General features: G+C 65.6%; 14 protein-coding genes. 6 read left to right on the top strand and 8 right to left on the bottom strand.

Translation table 11 applies throughout. The features are described 5' to 3' along the window. Positions 1–305 (bottom strand): 2Fe-2S iron-sulfur cluster-binding protein (locus ABWP09_RS02905; RefSeq protein ID WP_353203665.1); only part of this gene is annotated, 305 nt, incomplete at its 3' end. Between the two features lie 72 nt (positions 306–377). Here ABWP09_RS02905 and ABWP09_RS02900 point away from each other — a divergent pair. From ABWP09_RS02900 to ABWP09_RS02890, 3 genes are read left to right on the top strand one after another with little or no spacing between them, the layout of a single operon-like run. Further along, positions 378–1001 carry a DNA-3-methyladenine glycosylase family protein gene (locus ABWP09_RS02900; RefSeq protein WP_353203664.1) on the top strand — a complete coding sequence of 208 codons (624 nt, stop codon included), beginning with the start codon at positions 378–380 and terminating at the stop codon, positions 999–1001. 3 nt (positions 1002–1004) lie between these two features. Beyond that, positions 1005–1355 carry a hypothetical protein gene (locus tag ABWP09_RS02895; protein WP_353203663.1) on the top strand — a complete coding sequence of 117 codons (351 nt, stop codon included), beginning with the start codon at positions 1005–1007 and terminating at the stop codon, positions 1353–1355. Then, positions 1352–2221, top strand: a complete 870-nt coding sequence (locus ABWP09_RS02890; protein WP_353203662.1) for an S-methyl-5'-thioadenosine phosphorylase — start codon at positions 1352–1354, stop codon at positions 2219–2221. Before ABWP09_RS02895 ends, ABWP09_RS02890 begins: the two co-directional genes overlap by 4 nt. On the opposite strand, the gene ABWP09_RS02885 is transcribed toward ABWP09_RS02890, so the two are convergent. The 5 genes from ABWP09_RS02885 to ABWP09_RS02865 all read right to left on the bottom strand — a co-directional run bounded on the left by ABWP09_RS02885 (position 2218) and on the right by ABWP09_RS02865 (position 9350). Next, positions 2218–2475, bottom strand: a complete 258-nt coding sequence (locus ABWP09_RS02885; protein WP_353203661.1) for a DUF6894 family protein — start codon at positions 2473–2475, stop codon at positions 2218–2220. The genes ABWP09_RS02890 and ABWP09_RS02885 overlap by 4 nt on opposite strands. 165 nt (positions 2476–2640) lie before the next feature. Continuing rightward, positions 2641–3468: an HpcH/HpaI aldolase/citrate lyase family protein gene (locus ABWP09_RS02880; RefSeq protein WP_353203660.1), complete on the bottom strand. Its 828-nt coding sequence runs from the start codon at positions 3466–3468 to the stop codon at positions 2641–2643. Next, positions 3465–4928, bottom strand: coding sequence for an efflux transporter outer membrane subunit (locus ABWP09_RS02875; protein WP_353203659.1), 1464 nt, complete (start codon positions 4926–4928; stop codon positions 3465–3467). The genes ABWP09_RS02880 and ABWP09_RS02875 overlap by 4 nt, the downstream gene beginning before the upstream one ends. Beyond that, entirely contained in the window at positions 4925–8134 is a 3210-nt protein-coding gene (locus tag ABWP09_RS02870; RefSeq protein ID WP_353203658.1) for an efflux RND transporter permease subunit, read from the bottom strand. The genes ABWP09_RS02875 and ABWP09_RS02870 overlap by 4 nt, the downstream gene beginning before the upstream one ends. A 13-nt stretch (positions 8135–8147) precedes the next feature. Then, positions 8148–9350 (bottom strand): efflux RND transporter periplasmic adaptor subunit, encoded by a 1203-nt coding sequence (locus tag ABWP09_RS02865; protein WP_353203657.1) that lies wholly within the window; start codon positions 9348–9350, stop codon positions 8148–8150. Between the two features lie 271 nt (positions 9351–9621). On the opposite strand from ABWP09_RS02865, the gene ABWP09_RS02860 reads away from it, so the two are divergent. Beyond that, on the top strand, positions 9622–11364 hold the full coding sequence (locus tag ABWP09_RS02860; RefSeq protein WP_353203656.1) for an ABC transporter ATP-binding protein: 1743 nt from the start codon (positions 9622–9624) through the stop codon (positions 11362–11364). 191 nt (positions 11365–11555) lie between these two features. On the opposite strand, the gene ABWP09_RS02855 is transcribed toward ABWP09_RS02860, so the two are convergent. Further along, positions 11556–11903, bottom strand: coding sequence for a hypothetical protein (locus tag ABWP09_RS02855; RefSeq protein WP_353203655.1), 348 nt, complete (start codon positions 11901–11903; stop codon positions 11556–11558). Between the two features lie 10 nt (positions 11904–11913). After that, positions 11914–13161 (bottom strand): metal-dependent hydrolase family protein, encoded by a 1248-nt coding sequence (locus ABWP09_RS02850; protein ID WP_353203654.1) that lies wholly within the window; start codon positions 13159–13161, stop codon positions 11914–11916. A gap of 56 nt (positions 13162–13217) precedes the next feature. Here ABWP09_RS02850 and ABWP09_RS02845 point away from each other — a divergent pair, with 56 nt between their 5' ends. Continuing rightward, on the top strand, positions 13218–15419 hold the full coding sequence (locus ABWP09_RS02845) for a penicillin acylase family protein (RefSeq protein ID WP_353203653.1): 2202 nt from the start codon (positions 13218–13220) through the stop codon (positions 15417–15419). Next, positions 15416–15712 carry a DUF6916 family protein gene (locus ABWP09_RS02840; protein WP_353203652.1) on the top strand — a complete coding sequence of 99 codons (297 nt, stop codon included), beginning with the start codon at positions 15416–15418 and terminating at the stop codon, positions 15710–15712. Before ABWP09_RS02845 ends, ABWP09_RS02840 begins: the two co-directional genes overlap by 4 nt. The last annotated feature ends 216 nt before the right edge of the window (positions 15713–15928 follow it).

The raw sequence follows: 15928 nt of genomic DNA, 5'->3' as shown, positions 1-15928 counted from the left end.
GCGATCGTCACCTTCAACCCGTCGAGCGCATCGGTCAGCTCGATCTGGCACGACAGGCGCGAGGTCGCGGTGCGATCCGCCGACGAATCGAGCAGATCATTCTCGTCTTCGCTCATCTTGGGCAGTTTGGCCGCAAATTCCGGGTCGACATGCACGTGGCACGTCGCGCACGAGCAACACCCACCGCAAAGCGCCAGAATCTCGTCGATTCCCGCGTCACGAATCACTTCCATCACCGAAAGGCCGGCCTCGCCATTGATCTCGCGTTCTTCCCCTTCGCGGGTCACGACGATAAGCTTGGGCATGGACGTTCCTTTTCGGGTAGCGATAACGCACCTGCCATGCCGCCAGAAGCGGCGCCGATCAAGAGACAGCGTATGGGATTGAGCGCAGACCAGTTGAAGACCGCACTCGACGCGCTCGCCGCGCGCGAACCCGCGCTGGCGGAAGCGATCGGCCGCATGGGCTATCCCGCACCGCGCATTTCGCCGCGCGGCTATGCCACCTTGCTGCGCACGATCATCGGCCAGCAAGTCAGCACCAAGGCCGCGCAAAGCGTGTGGCACAAGCTGGAGGGCATTGTCGGCGATCTGACCGACCCCGGCTCCGTTACCCGCGCTAGTGATGAGCAATTGCGCGAAGCGGGCCTGTCGCGCCAGAAGGCGGGCTATGCGCGGAGCCTGTCGGCGCTGGTGACGAGCGGTGAACTCGATCTGGCGAATCTGCCTGCCGATGACGAGGAGGCGATCGCCAAGCTGGTCGCGGTCAAGGGAATCGGGCGCTGGTCGGCAGAAATCTATCTGCTGTTCGCCGAAGGCCGCACCGATATCTGGCCGGCCGGCGATCTGGCGGTGCAGATCGAGGTCGGCCGCATCCTCGGCCACGAAACGCGCCCGAGCGAGACGCTGACGCGCGAGCTGGCCGAGGCGTGGCGCCCGCATCGGGGCGCCGCCGCGATCTTCGCCTGGCATCATTATCAAAGCGACATGAAGGTGATTTGAGACATGGCTAAAGCGGATCGCCTGGCACGCAGCGACGAACGCCGTATCGAACTGGAAGCCGAATATGCGGCGCTCCTGGTGGCGGCGCTCCAACAGACTGCGGCAAAGCGGCTTATGCTGTTCGGGCATCAGCAGGAACGGACGGCGACGACGAAAGCGGCACCGATCGTCGCCGAGATCACCGCGCTCGGTGACGCGATTGACGGCCTGCGTGAGCAGCTTGCGATTGCGCCATTTGCCTTGCACCGAGAATTTCTCGCCTCGCGCGGACCCGTCAGTGCACAAGCGGTCGGCGAATGGAAGCAGGCGCAGGCGTGGCTCGACCGACTGGAAGCCGAAAAGGATCCCGCATGACGCAATGGAAACTCGGCATCATCGGCGGCTCCGGCCTGTATGCGATCGATGCGCTGCAGAACCCCGAGTGGCGGCGCGTCGATACGCCGTGGGGCGCGCCATCGGACGAACTGCTGTTCGGATCGATCGGCGATGTCGAATTGGTGTTCCTGCCCCGGCACGGGCGCGGGCACCGGGTCAGCCCATCCCAGCTCAATTTCCGCGCCAATGTGGATGCGCTGAAGCGCGTCGGCTGCACGGATCTGATCGCGATTTCCTCGATCGGGTCGCTCCGCGAAGACTTACCGCCGGGGCATTTCGTGGTGGTCGACCAGTTCATCGACCGGACGGTGGCGCGCGCGTCGAGCTTCTTCGGCACCGGCATGGTCGCGCATGTGTCGATGGCCGAGCCGGTGTGCCCGCGTTTGTCAGGCTATGCGACAGCGGCCGTGGCGGCGGCGGGCGGCGCTGTCACGAACGGCGCGACCTATCTCGCGATGGAGGGGCCGCAATTCTCCAGCCGCGCGGAAAGCCTGCTCTACCGCCAATGGGGCGCCGACGTGATCGGCATGACCGCGATGCCCGAGGCGAAGCTCGCGCGCGAAGCCGAGCTGCCCTATGCGCTGATCGGGATGGTGACCGACTATGATTGCTGGCGCGAGGAGGCCGCGTTCGTTGAAGTGGCCGAAGTCGTCCGCCAGATGGGCGCGAATGGCGAAATTGCGCGCAAGGCGGTCGCGGCGCTGGTTGCGGCGTTGCCGGCGGGCCGCCCGCCCTCACCGCTCGACACCGTGCTCGATCACGCCTTGATCACGACACCCGACGCGCGCGATCCGGCGGTGCTGGCGATGCTCGATGCGGTGGCGGGCCGCGTGCTCCGACGCTAACCGGCGGAGCAAACCAGCGATTCTGCGGGGACGGTATCGACCGCAAATTTGAGCGTAAATAGGTGCTCGCGATTGTGATCGGACACCAGCATCGTCCACGATTCCGCATTCCAGAACCGCTCCGGCATTTCCCGGAGAATCTCCGCGGAATAGCGGACCGCCTCGATCTGCGCCGTCGCCAGATCGGGCCAGTCGGATCCCTCCAGATCGCGGAAGTCCGATCCGTCCGAAATGTCGAAAAAGTAGCGCGACATTTACATTTCTCCTGTTCGGGCAGGAAGGATCCCCGCCCGCTGCGTGTCTGCTTTGCCTGAGACGCACCCGTCATAGTGCGCGCTATATGAGGACAAGGTGAAGCTGCGGGTTCGGAAAATACCTAGGCCGCGATAGCCCGTTGTACGAACGCCAGCGGGGATTCGTTACGCGTGCGCGACGCGGCCGAGAATCCGTTCGGCTTCGGCAAGATGGAGCCGCTCGACCATTTCCCCGTCAACGCGAATCGCGCCCTTGGCGGCATGATCGGGAAGGGCGAATGCCGCGACCACCGCTTTCGCCCAGGCGAGCCGCTCCGCCGACGGCGCGAACGCGCGGTTGGCGGGAGCAATTTGCGCGGGATGGATCAAGGTCTTGCCGTCGAACCCGAACGCCGCGCCCTGCATGCACTCCGCCGCAAGCGCCGGCGTATCGGCGAGCACGTTCGACACCCCGTCAAGCGCGATCAAACCATAGGCACGCGCCGCAGTGACGATGGCGGTCAAGTGCGGCAGCACGGGCAGCCGGTCGGGACCCGGCGTACAACGCATCTCCTTGGCAAGATCGTTGGTACCCGCAACGAAGCAGGCGAGGCCTGGTGTTGCTGCGATCGCCGTCAGCGCGAGCATCGCGGCGCATGTCTCGATCATCGCCCATAGCGGCATTTCGCCGAGGATCATGCGCGCCGCGCACAGATCATCGGGGTGCGAAACCTTGGGGAGCAGCACGGCATCGAACCCGGCCCCGACCGCAGCAGCGCAATCGTCCTGACCCCATTCGGTGTCGAGCGCGTTGACACGCAGCACGAGCAAGCGCGCGCCGAAGCCGCTCTCGCGCGCCGCCGCGAGCGCTTGGTCACGCGCTGCGGCTTTGGCCGCGGGCGCGACCGCATCCTCCAGATCGAGGATCACCGCATCACAATCGAGCCCGCGCGCTTTGTCGATCGCGCGCGCATTCGAGGCGGGCATGAACAAGGCGCTGCGGATGTGCCTCACGGTGCGGTCAGTTCGCGCCGGGTCGGCGCGGGCGCATCTTCCCACCCCCCGCCGAGCGCCTTGAACAGGCTGATCTGCGCGTCCGCCACCGCAGCATCGGACTGTGCCAGCGCGGCGCGGGCGTCGGCGCGGTCGCGCTCGGCCTGAATCAGCAGCAGGAAACTGTCGGCACCGTAATCAAAGCGCAGTTGCGACAGCTTGGCGGCATCGCTGCTCGACGCTTCGGCGCGGCGCAGCGCGGCGTTGCGGTCAAGCGCGCCGGCATAGCGCGCGAGCGCCTGTTCGGTTTCCTGCAGCGCGGTCAGCACCTTGCCGTCGAAGGTCGCAATACTCGCATCGGCCCCGGCGCGCGCCTGACGCACGCGGGCACGACCGACCGTCTGGTTGGGGAAGCTCCACGAAATCAGCGGGCCGACCGAATAATTGACCGAGGTAGCTTTGAAGAGTTGGCTGCCCTTGACGGAATTGAGCCCGATACTGCCGAGCAACTGAATCTTGGGATAGAGATCGGCGACCGCCACCCCGACGCGCGCAGTATCGGCCGCCAGCGTCCGCTCCGCCGCGCGCACATCGGGGCGACGCGCGATCAGTGCGGTGCCGTCGCCGACCGGCAGCACGTCTTTCACGCGCGGCGGGGTGGTGCAGGCATTGGCATCCTTGTCGATCTGTTCGGGCGGGAGTCCGGTCAGCACCGCGAGCGCATAAAGCGCGGCGCGGCGTTCGGCCTCGAAGCCCGGGATCGTCGCTTGTGTTTGCGCCAGCAGCACATCGGCGCGCTGCACGTCGCGCCGCGTTCCCCGGCCGGCGGTGAACAGCGTGTTGGTCAGCCCGAGCGTCTTTTGCTGGAGCGCCACCGTCTCCAGCGCGACGGCGGATTGCGCGGCATTGCTGCACGCAGTCGCATAAGCGCGCGCGGTCTCCGCCGCGACCGAAACACGCGCGGCATCGAGTTGTGCTTGCGCGGCTTGCGCATCGCCGCGCGCCGCCTCGACCGCGCGCGTCACACCGCCGAACAGGTCGATTTCGTAGGACGCATCGAAGCCGAGTTTGAAAGAGTCGAACTGAAAGGTCTGCGCCGGGCCGGCAGTCGAGCCGCCGAACGCCGCTGCACTGCCGCTATTGGCTTGCTGCCGCGCATATTGCCCGCTGAGATCGGTCGAGGGCAGTCGGCTGCCGCGCTGTTCGGACAGCACCGCACGGGCGCGTTCCAGATTGGCGGCGGCGACGCGGATGTCGGTATTATGCGCCAGCGCATCGGTGACCAGCCGATCGACCACCGGATCGTCATACAGGCGCCACCAATGATCGGGCAGCGCAGTCGCAGCCACGGTGCTTGCGCGCGCCGTCTCGGCGAAACCGCCGCCGCTGGCGGGCAGCGGCGTGCCGGGTTTAACGTAATTCGGACCGACCACGCAGGCGGATAGAACGAGCGCCGGGACCAGGCTCAGCAAGCGCTTCATGCCGGATTTCCTTCGGGGAGCACTGGGAGCGGCGCGGCGGATGGGGAGCCCGTCTGCGAATCGCGGCGGCCGCGGCGCAGCTTGGCCGCTATCCAATCACCGCCCTTGCGACTGATCACATAGAAGCTCGGGGTGAACAGCAAGCCGAACGTCGTCACCCCGATCATCCCGAAGAAGACCGCGACGCCGAGCGCCCTGCGCATCTCCGCGCCGGGCCCGTTGCCGATCACCAGCGGCAACACGCCGAGGATGAACGCGAGCGACGTCATCAGGATCGGGCGCAAGCGCTGTTCGGCGGCATGTTCGGCGGCGGCGCGCAGTTCCATGCCGTCGACTTCGTTCTGGCGCGCGAATTCGACGATCAGGATCGCGTTCTTGGCGGCAAGACCAATCAGCACGACAAGCCCGATCTGCGTCAGGATATTATTGTCCATCCCCATGATGTTGACGCCGACGATCGCCGCCAGCAAGCACATCGGCACGATCAGGATGACCGCGAACGGCAGCACCAGACTCTCATAATTCGCCGCCAGCAGCAGGAAGACGAAGAGCACCGCGAGCCCGAACACCAAACTTCCGGTATTGCCCGCCTGCGTTTGCTGAAACGCGATTTCGGTCCATTCGTAGCTCATGCCTTTGGGGAGGATCTCGCCCGCCAGCTTGGCCATCGTGTCGAGGCTTTGACCCGAGGAATAGCCGGGCACGGTGTCGCCCTGCAGTTCGGCCGACGGGTAGAGGTTGTAGCGCACGACGCGGTACGGCCCGCTATCGTTCCTCAGCGTCATCACCGAATCGAGCGGCACCATATTGCCCGCCGCCGAGCGCGTGCGCAAATGCCCGACGTCGGAAATCTGGTCGCGATACGGCGCATCGGCCTGCGCCGTCACGCGGTAGGTGCGCCCGAGATAGTTGAAGTCGTTGATATAGGACGAGCCAAGATAGGTGCCGAGCGTCGAGAACACGTTCGCCACCGGCACACCGAGCTGTTCGGCGCGTTCGCGGTCGATATCGGCGAACAGGCGCGGCGTCCGCGTGTTGAAGGTGGTGAAGGCCGAGGTGATGCCGGGCGTCTGGTTCGCCTTCATCATCATCCCGAACGCCGCGCCCTCAAGCGCTTTGAAACCGAGATTGGTGCGATCCTCGATCAGCATCTTCCAGCCGCCGCCGGTGCCGATGCCCGCGACCGGCGGGGGCGGGATGACGAGCAGCAATCCGCCCGCGAGCGGCCCAAACGCCTGGCGCAACTGGTTCGCGATCACTGTGGAATTGACGCGATCGGCCTTGTCCTTCAGCGCGACGAACATTGCGCCGCCATTGGACGCGGTTGAAAAGGTCGCGCCGTCGAGGCCGGAGAAAGCGACCGTATCGCGCACCGCCGGATTGTTCCGCGCGATCGCCCCGGCCTTGTTCAGCAGTTCGGTGGTCCGTTGCAGCGATGCGCCCGGCGGCAATTGCGCCGCCACGATCAAATACCCCTGATCCTGCGCCGGGATGAAGCCGGTCGGCGTCGCGGTGAAGCGCCATCCGGCCAGCCCGATCAGCACGACATAGGCAATGGCGACGATTGCCAGGCTGCGGATCGCGCGCGCAGTGAACTTGCCGAATTTGGCACCGAGCCAATCGAACCCACGATTGAAGCCGCGTGCGAACCGCGTCCCCGCCCCGCGCCAGCCTGCGGCCGGCTCGGCATCGTGTTTCGGCTTCAGAATCAGCGCGGCGAGCGCTGGCGACAGCGTCAGCGAGACGAACGCCGATATCGCGGTCGCCGAGACGATCGTCAGCGCGAATTGCTGATAGAATTGGCCCGAAATGCCGGGGATGAAACTGGTCGGGATGAACACGCCGCACAGCACCAGCGCAATCGCGATCAGCGCGCCCGAAACCTCGTCCATTGTCTTGTGTGCAGCCTCGCGCGGGGAGAGCCCCTCTTCCGCCATCAACCGTTCGATATTCTCGACCACGACGATCGCGTCATCAACGACGATGCCAATCGCCAGCACCATGCCGAACAGCGAGAGATTGTTGAGGCTGAAGCCGAAGCCCGCCAGCACCGCCAGGCTGCCGACCAGCGACACCGGAATCGCGATGATCGGGATCAGCGCCGCACGCCAGCTTTGCAGGAACAGCAACACAACCAGCGCGACCAGCACCAGCGCCTCGACCAGCGTATGCTCGATCGCCTCGATCGAGGCCGAGATATATTCGGTCGGGTTGTAGGGGATGGAATATTTCAGCCCCGGCGGGAAGCTTTTCGAGGCGCGTTCGACTTCATCCTTCACCGCCTGCGCGGTGCTGAGCGCGTTCGATCCGGGCAGCTGCGTGATGCCGATCGCGGTCATCGGCTTGCCGTTCAGCCGCGCATTGATTGTGTAATCCTGTGCGCCGAGTTCGATCCGCGCGACATCGCGCAGCCGGGTCAACCGTCCCTGATCGTCGCGCTTGACGATGATCTCGCCGAACTGATCGGTCGTGGTCAATCGCCCGGTCGCCTGAATACCGAGCTGGAACGCGGTACCGCCCTGGTTGAAGGGCGGCGCCCCGACTGATCCGACCGCAACTTGCGCATTTTGCGCGCGCACCGCCGCGACGATTTCATCGACCGTCAGATTATGCGAGGCTGCGCGATCGGGATCGACCCATACGCGCATATTGTAATCGCGCCCGCCGAACGTGCGCGTCCCGCCGACGCCCGGGATGCGCGCAAGCCGGTCGATGATCTGCGTCGTCGCATAATTCGACACATAGGATTCGCTGAGCGACCCGTCGGGCGAGGTCAGCGCGATCACCAGCAGGATGTCGGGCGAGTTTTTGCGGACCGTCACGCCGATCTGGCGGACTTCCTCGGGCAAGCGCGGTTCTGCGGTGGAGACGCGGTTCTGCACCAGCACCTGCGCCTGATCGACATTTGTGCCTTGCTTGAAGGTGACGGTGATTGCCAGTGCGCCATCGCCCGTGTTCGACGACGACATATAGATCATGTTTTCGACGCCGTTGATCGATTCCTCAAGCGGGGCGGCGACGGTTTCGGCCAAAGTCTCGGCATTCGCGCCTGGGAAGGTCGCGTTGACGACCACCGTCGGCGGCGCGATGCTGGGATATTGCGCGACCGGCAGCGACGGATAGGCGACCACGCCGAACACGACGATCAGGATCGACAGAACCGCCGCGAAGATCGGCCGGTCGATGAAGAAATGGGGAAATTTCACAGGTCGCTCGGCCTTATTTCGCGGTGGCGTCGGAGGCGGGCGGGGCACTTTCCGGGGTGGACCCCAGCGCGGTGTCGGCGGCCTTGGGGCGCATCTTCACCAGATTCGCCTTCACCGCGGCACCGGGCTGCAGCGTCGTGATCCCCTCAATCACGACCCGCTCGGTCGGCGCGAGTCCGGCCTTGATGACGCGCAACCCTTCGACTTGCGGACCGGTTTCGACCGGCCGCGGCGCGACCTTGCCATCCTTGCCGACGACATAAACGAGCTTGCGGGTCTGATCGGTGAGGATCGCTTCGTCGGGTACCAGCATGGCATGATAGGTGCCCGAACCCAGCAGCCGGGCGCGCCCAAACAGGCCGGGGGTAAGGAAACCATCGGGATTGGCGATCACCGCATGCGCGCGGATCGTGCCCGAATTGGGGTCGATCGCATTGTCGACAAACTCCATCCGGCCGTGCCACTTATAGCCGCTTTCATCGGCCAGCTGCACTTCGACCGGATTGTGCGTAGTGCGCGACGATCCACGCTCACCGGCTTTGTCCTGCCGCAAATATTTTAGGTAGAAACTCTCGGCGCCTTCGAACGAGAACCAGATCGGATCGGTCGAGACCACGCGCGTCAGAACCGTCGTGGCTTCGGTAGCGTAATTGCCCTTGCTCACGCGCCGGTCGGAAACGACCCCCGTGATCGGCGAGCGGACCGAGGTGAAGCCGAGATTGAGCTGCGCGGTCGACACGGTCGCGCGCGCCGCGCCGAGATCGGCTTGCGCGCTGCGCAGGTTTGCCACCTTGGTTTCATATTCTTCCTTGCTGATCGCCTCTGCCGCCAGCAATTTGTCAGCGCGCGCCAATTCGGACTGGGCATTGCCGACCGCCGCTTGCGCCTTGGCAACTTGCGCACGCGCCTGCGCCAGTGTGGCGAGATAGGGGCGCGGATCGATCGTGAACAACACTTCGCCCGCCCGGACGCGTTGCCCGTTGGCGAACAGGACACGGTCGATCGTGCCCGACACACGCGGGCGCAGCTCGACATCCTGGATCGCCTCGAAGCGGCCAACATATTCGTCCCAATCGACGACGTCGCGTTGCAGCGGCAGCGCCACGGTGACTTGTGGCGTGGGCCGCGGCGGTGGTGCGCCCTTGGAACAGGCGGCCAGCGCGAGCATCGCCGTCGTCGCGAGAACGGTGCGCAACTGGCCTGAAAGGATCGTCATCGGCATCAAGGTCCCCACGAGCGGCATTGGCTCAAATCGTCTCGCAACTGCGAAATAGTTCGTTCGAACGAACACAGCAAGTACAGAAAGACAACGCGCTCGTTTCGGCAGCGTTTTTCTCGCACAGAGGTGCGGGCGGTTATGCTGCATTGCAAGAGGCCAACTTGATCTTTATCAATACAGAATCGCAACGCACTGAAACGATTGGCGAAAAAACCTGCTCCGCAGACGCCCTCTCGACGCGGCGGGATCGGCGTGACAGAGCGCGACGATGGCCGCCACGACCCGCCCCGCTACCGACACAACCGCGCGCGCGGGAATCGCCTCGGTCTGGCAGCCGGCCTCGGCGTTCGTGCGGGTCTTCATCGGCTTTGCCGGGCGGCGCGGCTGGGTCGCGACCGGTCTGGTCGCGGCGGGGGCGGTGCTCGACGGCGTGGGTTTGCTGCTGTTAATTCCGATTCTCGATTCGGTGGTGACGCGCGCCGGTGGCGAATCACGGGCAGCCTCGGCGTTGGGCGCGATCGGGCTGCACACCCCGTTTTCACGGTTGCTTGCGCTGTTGGGCGCATTCGTCCTGCTCGCAATGGTCCGCGCACTGGTGCAATTCGCCCGCGATATCGCACTCGCCAAGCTGCAATCGACCTTTGTCGAACATCAACGCAACCAAGTGATGCGCGCCGTGGCCGCCGCCTCGTGGAGCCGCATCGTCGGCCTGCGCCATGCCCGCATCACCAATCTCATCACGACCGAAGTCAGCCGCGTCGCGGGCAGCGCGCAATTCCTGATCCAGGCCTCGGTCGCCGCAGCGATGCTGGTGGTGCAGGCCGCGCTCGCGCTGACACTGGCACCCGTGCTGGCGCTCGCGACGACCGCGCTGGTGCTGATCGGCGGCGGCGCGGTGTTCCTGGCGCAAGGCAAGATCCGCGACATCGGTGCCGGGATGGTGCAGGGCAATGCCGCGTTGATGGGCAGCGCGAACGGCTTCCTGAGCGGCCTGAAAGCGGCAGCGGCCCAGAACACGCAAAACGAATTCATCGCCGAATTCGAAATCATTCAAGCCAATTTGCGCGAGACCGGGCTGTCGTTTCAACGCCGTCAGGCCAATAGCCGCCGCGCCTTTGCGATCGGATCTGGCTTTGCGGCGGCGGCGGTCGTGCTGATCGGCTTTGCGACCAAAGTGCCACCCGCCGTGCTGATCACGCTGGTGCTGATCTTCGCACGCATGAGCGGCCCCGCGATCATGATCCAGCAAGCCGCGCAGAACTTCTTCTTCGCGCTGCCGAGCTTCGAGGCGTTGCAGGCGTTCCAGAGCGAACTCGCCGCCGAACGCGCCAGCACCCCGGCCCCGATACTCCCGCCGCCCGGCGCGATCGAGGCGCGGGGTCTGGTCTATCGTTATGCAACCGGCGGCGGCGTCAGCGGCGCGAGCGTGACGATTGCGCCGGGCAGCTTCGTCGGCATTGCCGGGCCGTCGGGGGCGGGCAAGACGACGCTGATCGATTTGCTGATCGGCCTGACCGAGCCGCAGTCGGGCACATTGTCGGTCGGCGGGATGGTGCTCGATGCGGGCGGCCGCGCTGGCTGGCGCGAGGGCGTCGCGTATGTGCCGCAGGAGGGGTTCCTGTTCCACGACAGCGTGCGCCGCAACCTCGCCTGGGGCAATCGCGACACGCACGAAGCGGCGATGTGGGAGGCGCTGGAATTCGTCGGCGCGGACACGCTCGTGCGGCGCATGCCCGAGGGGATCGACACGATCGTTGGGGAGCGCGGTGCCTTGCTGTCGGGCGGCGAACGGCAGCGGTTGGCGCTCGCGCGCGCGATCCTGCGGCGTCCGCGGCTGCTCGTACTCGACGAAGCAATGAACGCGATCGACGCGGGGAGCGAGACGCTGCTGCTCGGCCGCATCGCCGCACTGGAGCCGCGCCCGACGATCCTGATGATCTCCCACCGCGCAGAGAGCATGGCGACGTGCGATCAGGTGATCCGGGTGGAGGGGGGTGTGGTGGCGGGGTAGCTCGTGATCGCCGCGCCCCAAACCCGCTTCCCCGGCGAAGCCCGGGGCCCAGTCGCGGAACAGAAGTGGCGAAGGTCCGCGCCATCCCATCGACCTCCGCAACTGGGCCCCGGCCTTCGCCGGGGAAGCGCTAAGGGTGATCGCGGATTAGCAGAGCGGCCGTTCGGGTTCCGCTCATGAACCCAATTTGGCTAGCGATACTCGCGCTCGATTGCGGCAAGCTCGACGGCAAACTTTCGAAGGGCGGCCTCAAACTTCGCGTCGGAGCTCGCGCTGGCTCGTGAACAGCGGCCCAAAGCGATCATGTCAAAGCCGGGATCAGCCCCCCATTTTGCATTGTCTCGCCGCTCCAATGCCGCAATGCGTTTGCCAAAACGTCGTTCGAACTCGCGTTGCTGCCGTTTCGCAATATTGCGATCACATGAAATAGCGCCCTGCTGATAGGGACCGGCATAGTGAAGTCGTTCGCTCACCCTCTGCACGGGTGGCGGTAAGCTCTGCGCCTGAACAAGGAGAGCAAGGCCAAGCAATGCAATCATCAATCATCCCCTACCGCCCAACCACCACCCCACCCTTCATCACCCAGCCAACCCGCCGCACCACCGCGATATCGCACGTCGGATCACCCGGCACAGCGATCAGATCGGCGAGCAACCCCGGCTTCACGCTCCCGCGATCAGCAAGGTGGAAGAACCGCGCATTGCCCGAGGTCGCGGCGATCAGCACCTGCGCCACCGGCATCCCCGCCGCCGCCATCAATTCCATTTCGCGGGCATTCTCGCCATGCGCGAAGACGCCGACGTCGCCGCCCATGCAGATCGGCACGCCGAGCGACCGGGCGAGCACAAACGACGCGCGGTTTTCGGCGACGGCGGGCGGGACGGGATCGCCGCCGCTCCAGCCGCGATAGCGCGAGACTGCGTCGGACGCGGCCAGCGTCGGGCACAAAGCAATGCCCTTTGCCGCCATGCTGCGGAAAATCTCGGGCGTGCCGCCATAGCCATGTTCGATCGTATCGGCCCCGGCGGCGATCGCACGGCGCATCCCCTCGGGCGTGGAAGTATGGACCGCCACGGTGCGCCCGGCATCGTGCGCCGCCTCGACCGCGGCCTTCATCTCGGCGAGCGAAAAGGTCGGGTGGCTCGGTTCGCCCGGGCCCCAGCGATAATCGCCATAGAGTTTGACGACATCCGCACCCGCCGCGATCTGGCTGCGCACGACGCGGACGAGATCATCGACGCCGCTCGCTTCCTCCGCGCCTTGAGGAATGTCCACGCCGGGTTCGAACCCCTTGGGGCCGTACGCCCCCTTCGCCACGATCGCACGCGTCGCGACGATCAGGCGCGGGCCCGGCACGATCCCTTGCGCAATCGCCTGCCGCAGCCCGACATCGGCATAGCCCGCGCCCTCGGTGCCGAGATCGCGCTCGGTGGTGAAGCCCGCGAGCAGCGTGACGCGCGCATTCGCCACCGCGCGCGCGGTGCGCAAGGCGAGCGGCTCGTGCAGCACCTGATCGTCCCAGCTCGTCTCGTTATAGGGATGCAGGAAGAGGTGGCCATGCCCCTCGATCATCCCCGGCATCAGCATCTGGCCCGGCAAGTCGATCGTCTCGGCATCGGCGGGTGCGGTGAGCGCCGGGCCGACGGCGACGATCTTGTCGCCCGTCACCAAGACTTGCCAGCCGGGATGCGGCGCGGGATCGACCCCGTCGAACACCGCCGCCGGGCGCAGCAGGATCGCGTGCGGCGCGGGCGCGGCCCCGACGACCAAGAGCGCGAGCCCCAACAACCATTTCATCGTTTCGTCTCCGTAAGCGATTGTGGCGCGCAGCATTGCCCGATAGCTTCGGCATTATGGATAGACTCCCCCGCACCGCGCGCAACCTGCTTGCCGCAACCGCCCTGTTCGCGATCGCGGCAGCCCCTGCCCCGAAGGATACGGCGCGGATGAACGCCGCGGCCGCGCGCGTGACGATCACGCGCGACACTTGGGGCATCGCGCATGTCGTGGGGCAGACCGATGCCGATGCGGTGTTCGGTGCGATCTATGCGCAGGCCGAGGATGATTTCAGCCGGATCGAAGCGAATTACCTCACATCGCTCGGTCGTACCGCCGAGGCCGAGGGCGAGACCGCGATCTGGGCCGATTTGCGCCAGCGGCTCTATGTCCATCCGGTCGATCTCCAAGCCAGATATCGCGCCAGCCCACCGTGGCTGCAAAAGCTGATGACCGCCTGGGCCGACGGGCTGAACTATTATCTCGCGACGCACCCGAACGTGCGCCCCAAGGTGCTGACGCATTTTGAGCCGTGGATGGCGCTGTCCTTTACCGAGGGGAGCATCGGCGGCGATATCGAGCGGATTTCGCTGAACGACCTTGCCGCCTTTTACGGCAAGACCAGCGTCGCGGTCGCGGCCGAGGAGGCCGGCCCCGTCCCGCGCGAGCCGCGTGGCTCGAACGGCATCGCGATTGCGCCGAAGAACACGGTGGGCGGCCATGCGCTGCTGCTGATCAACCCGCACACCAGCTTCTATTTCCGCTCCGAATTGCAGATGACCAGCGGCGAGGGGCTGAACGCTTATGGTGCCTCCACCTGGGGGCAGTTTTTCATCTATCAGGGCTTCAACGAGAAAGCGGGGTGGATGCACACCTCCTCGGGCGTCGACAATGTCGATGAATTTGCCGAGGATGTGGTGCGCGGCGGGACAGCCTATCGCTACGACAAAATGATCCGGCCGATGCGGTCGGCGCGCGTTACCCTTGCCTATCGAAAGCCCGACGGCACGCGCGCCACCCGCAGCTTCACCACCTACGCTTCGCACCACGGCCCGATCATCGCCGAGCGCGGCGGCAAATGGATCGCGCAAGGCCTGATGTGGAAGCCGATCCCCGCGCTTGAGCAAAGCTGGCTGCGCACCAAGGCGACCGATCTGGCGAGCTACATGAAAGTCGCCGAGCGCAAGGCCAATTCCTCCAACGACACGCTGTTCGCCGATGCCAAGGGCGAGATCGCCTATCTCCATCCGCAATTCGTGCCGGTCCGCGATACGCGCTTCGATTATGGCAAGCCGGTCGATGGCGCCGATCCGGCGACCGACTGGAAGGGGCTGCACGGCACAGCGAGCCTGCCCAATGCGATCAACCCGCGCGTCGGCTATGCGTTCAACACCAACAATTGGCCGTGGACGGCGGCGGGGCCGGACAGCCCGAAGGCGGCGGATTATCCGCGTTACATGGACACGTTCGGCGAAAATCCGCGCGGGATTCATGCCAAGCTGCTGCTGACCGGACGACACGATTTCACGCCCGAACGGCTGATCGCCGCGGCATATGACAGCTACCTCCCCGCCTTTGCCGAGCTGATCCCGCCGCTGATCACGGCCTATGACGCGCTCCCCGCCACCGACCCGCGCCGCGCGACGCTCGCCGGGCCGATCGCGACCTTACGCGGCTGGGATTATCGCTGGGGCGCGGAGTCAGTCGCGACCACGCTCGGCGTAGTGTGGGGCGGCAAGATGTGGCGCGAGGTCGGCAGCTTCATCCAGGCCGAGCAGATCAACGTGCCCAAATACATCGCGACGCGCGTGTCCGACAGCCGCAAGCTCGATGCGCTGGGCGAAGCGACCGATCAACTCACCCGCGATTTCGGCGACTGGAAAATCGGCTGGGGGCAGATCAATCGCTTCCAGCGCTTGGACGATTCGATCGAGGCCAAGTTTGACGATACCAAACCGAGCATCCCGGTGCCTTTCACCTCGGCGCAATGGGGCAGCCTCGCCTCGTTCGGCGCGCGGCCTTATGCCAACACCAGGAAGCTGTACGGATCGAGCGGCAACAGCTTCGTCGCGGTGGTCGAGTTCGGCCCGAAACTGCGCGCCTGGGCGGTGACGGCAGGTGGCGAGAGCGGCGATCCAGCCTCGCCGCATTTCACCGATCAGGCGGCGCGCTACGCCGGCGGCGCGCTGCGCCCGGTCTATTTCTATCCCGCCGATCTGGCCGCGCATGTCGAGCGGCGCTATCGGCCCGGCGAAATAATGAGGAAGGGGAAACGATGAGTGTAGCGGGTCTGGTGCGCGAGGATTTTGCCGTGCATGTCGGCAGCGTCTTCACCTTGCTCGGTGAGGAAGGCACGACGATGCCGCTGACGCTGGTCGAAGCCGAGCCCGCGCGCGGCGGCGGTTTCGCAGGACGGGCACCGTTTGCGCTATTGTTCCGCAGCACCGTGCAGCAAGTCGTACCGCAGGGGCTGTACCAGCTCGAACACCCTGTGATGGGCCTGCTCGATATCGGCTTCGTCCCGGTCGCGCGCACGGCCGCCGGGGTCGAGTATGAGGCGGTGTTCAATTGAAGCGCCAACCGGCACCGCCGCCCGCCAAGCAGGCAGCGGTGCGCGGTCCGCGCTTACGATGCCGACCCGGTCAATTGCGGGCCGGGAAAATACCTTCGAGCGCGATGCAATAGAGCATGGCAAGGCGCGGCTGCGCATTGGAATGCGGCTGATTGCCGCCCGACGCGGTGATCGCCTGCGGTGCAAACGCGACCGGCGGAATCGCGTTCGGGGCAT

Origin of the sequence: Sphingomonas sp., assembly GCF_040398505.1 — a bacterium.
In the GTDB taxonomy this organism is placed as follows: domain Bacteria; phylum Pseudomonadota; class Alphaproteobacteria; order Sphingomonadales; family Sphingomonadaceae; genus Sphingomonas.
Note: the sequence above shows the minus strand (reverse complement) of the source record. Positions and strands in the feature narration are given on the sequence as shown.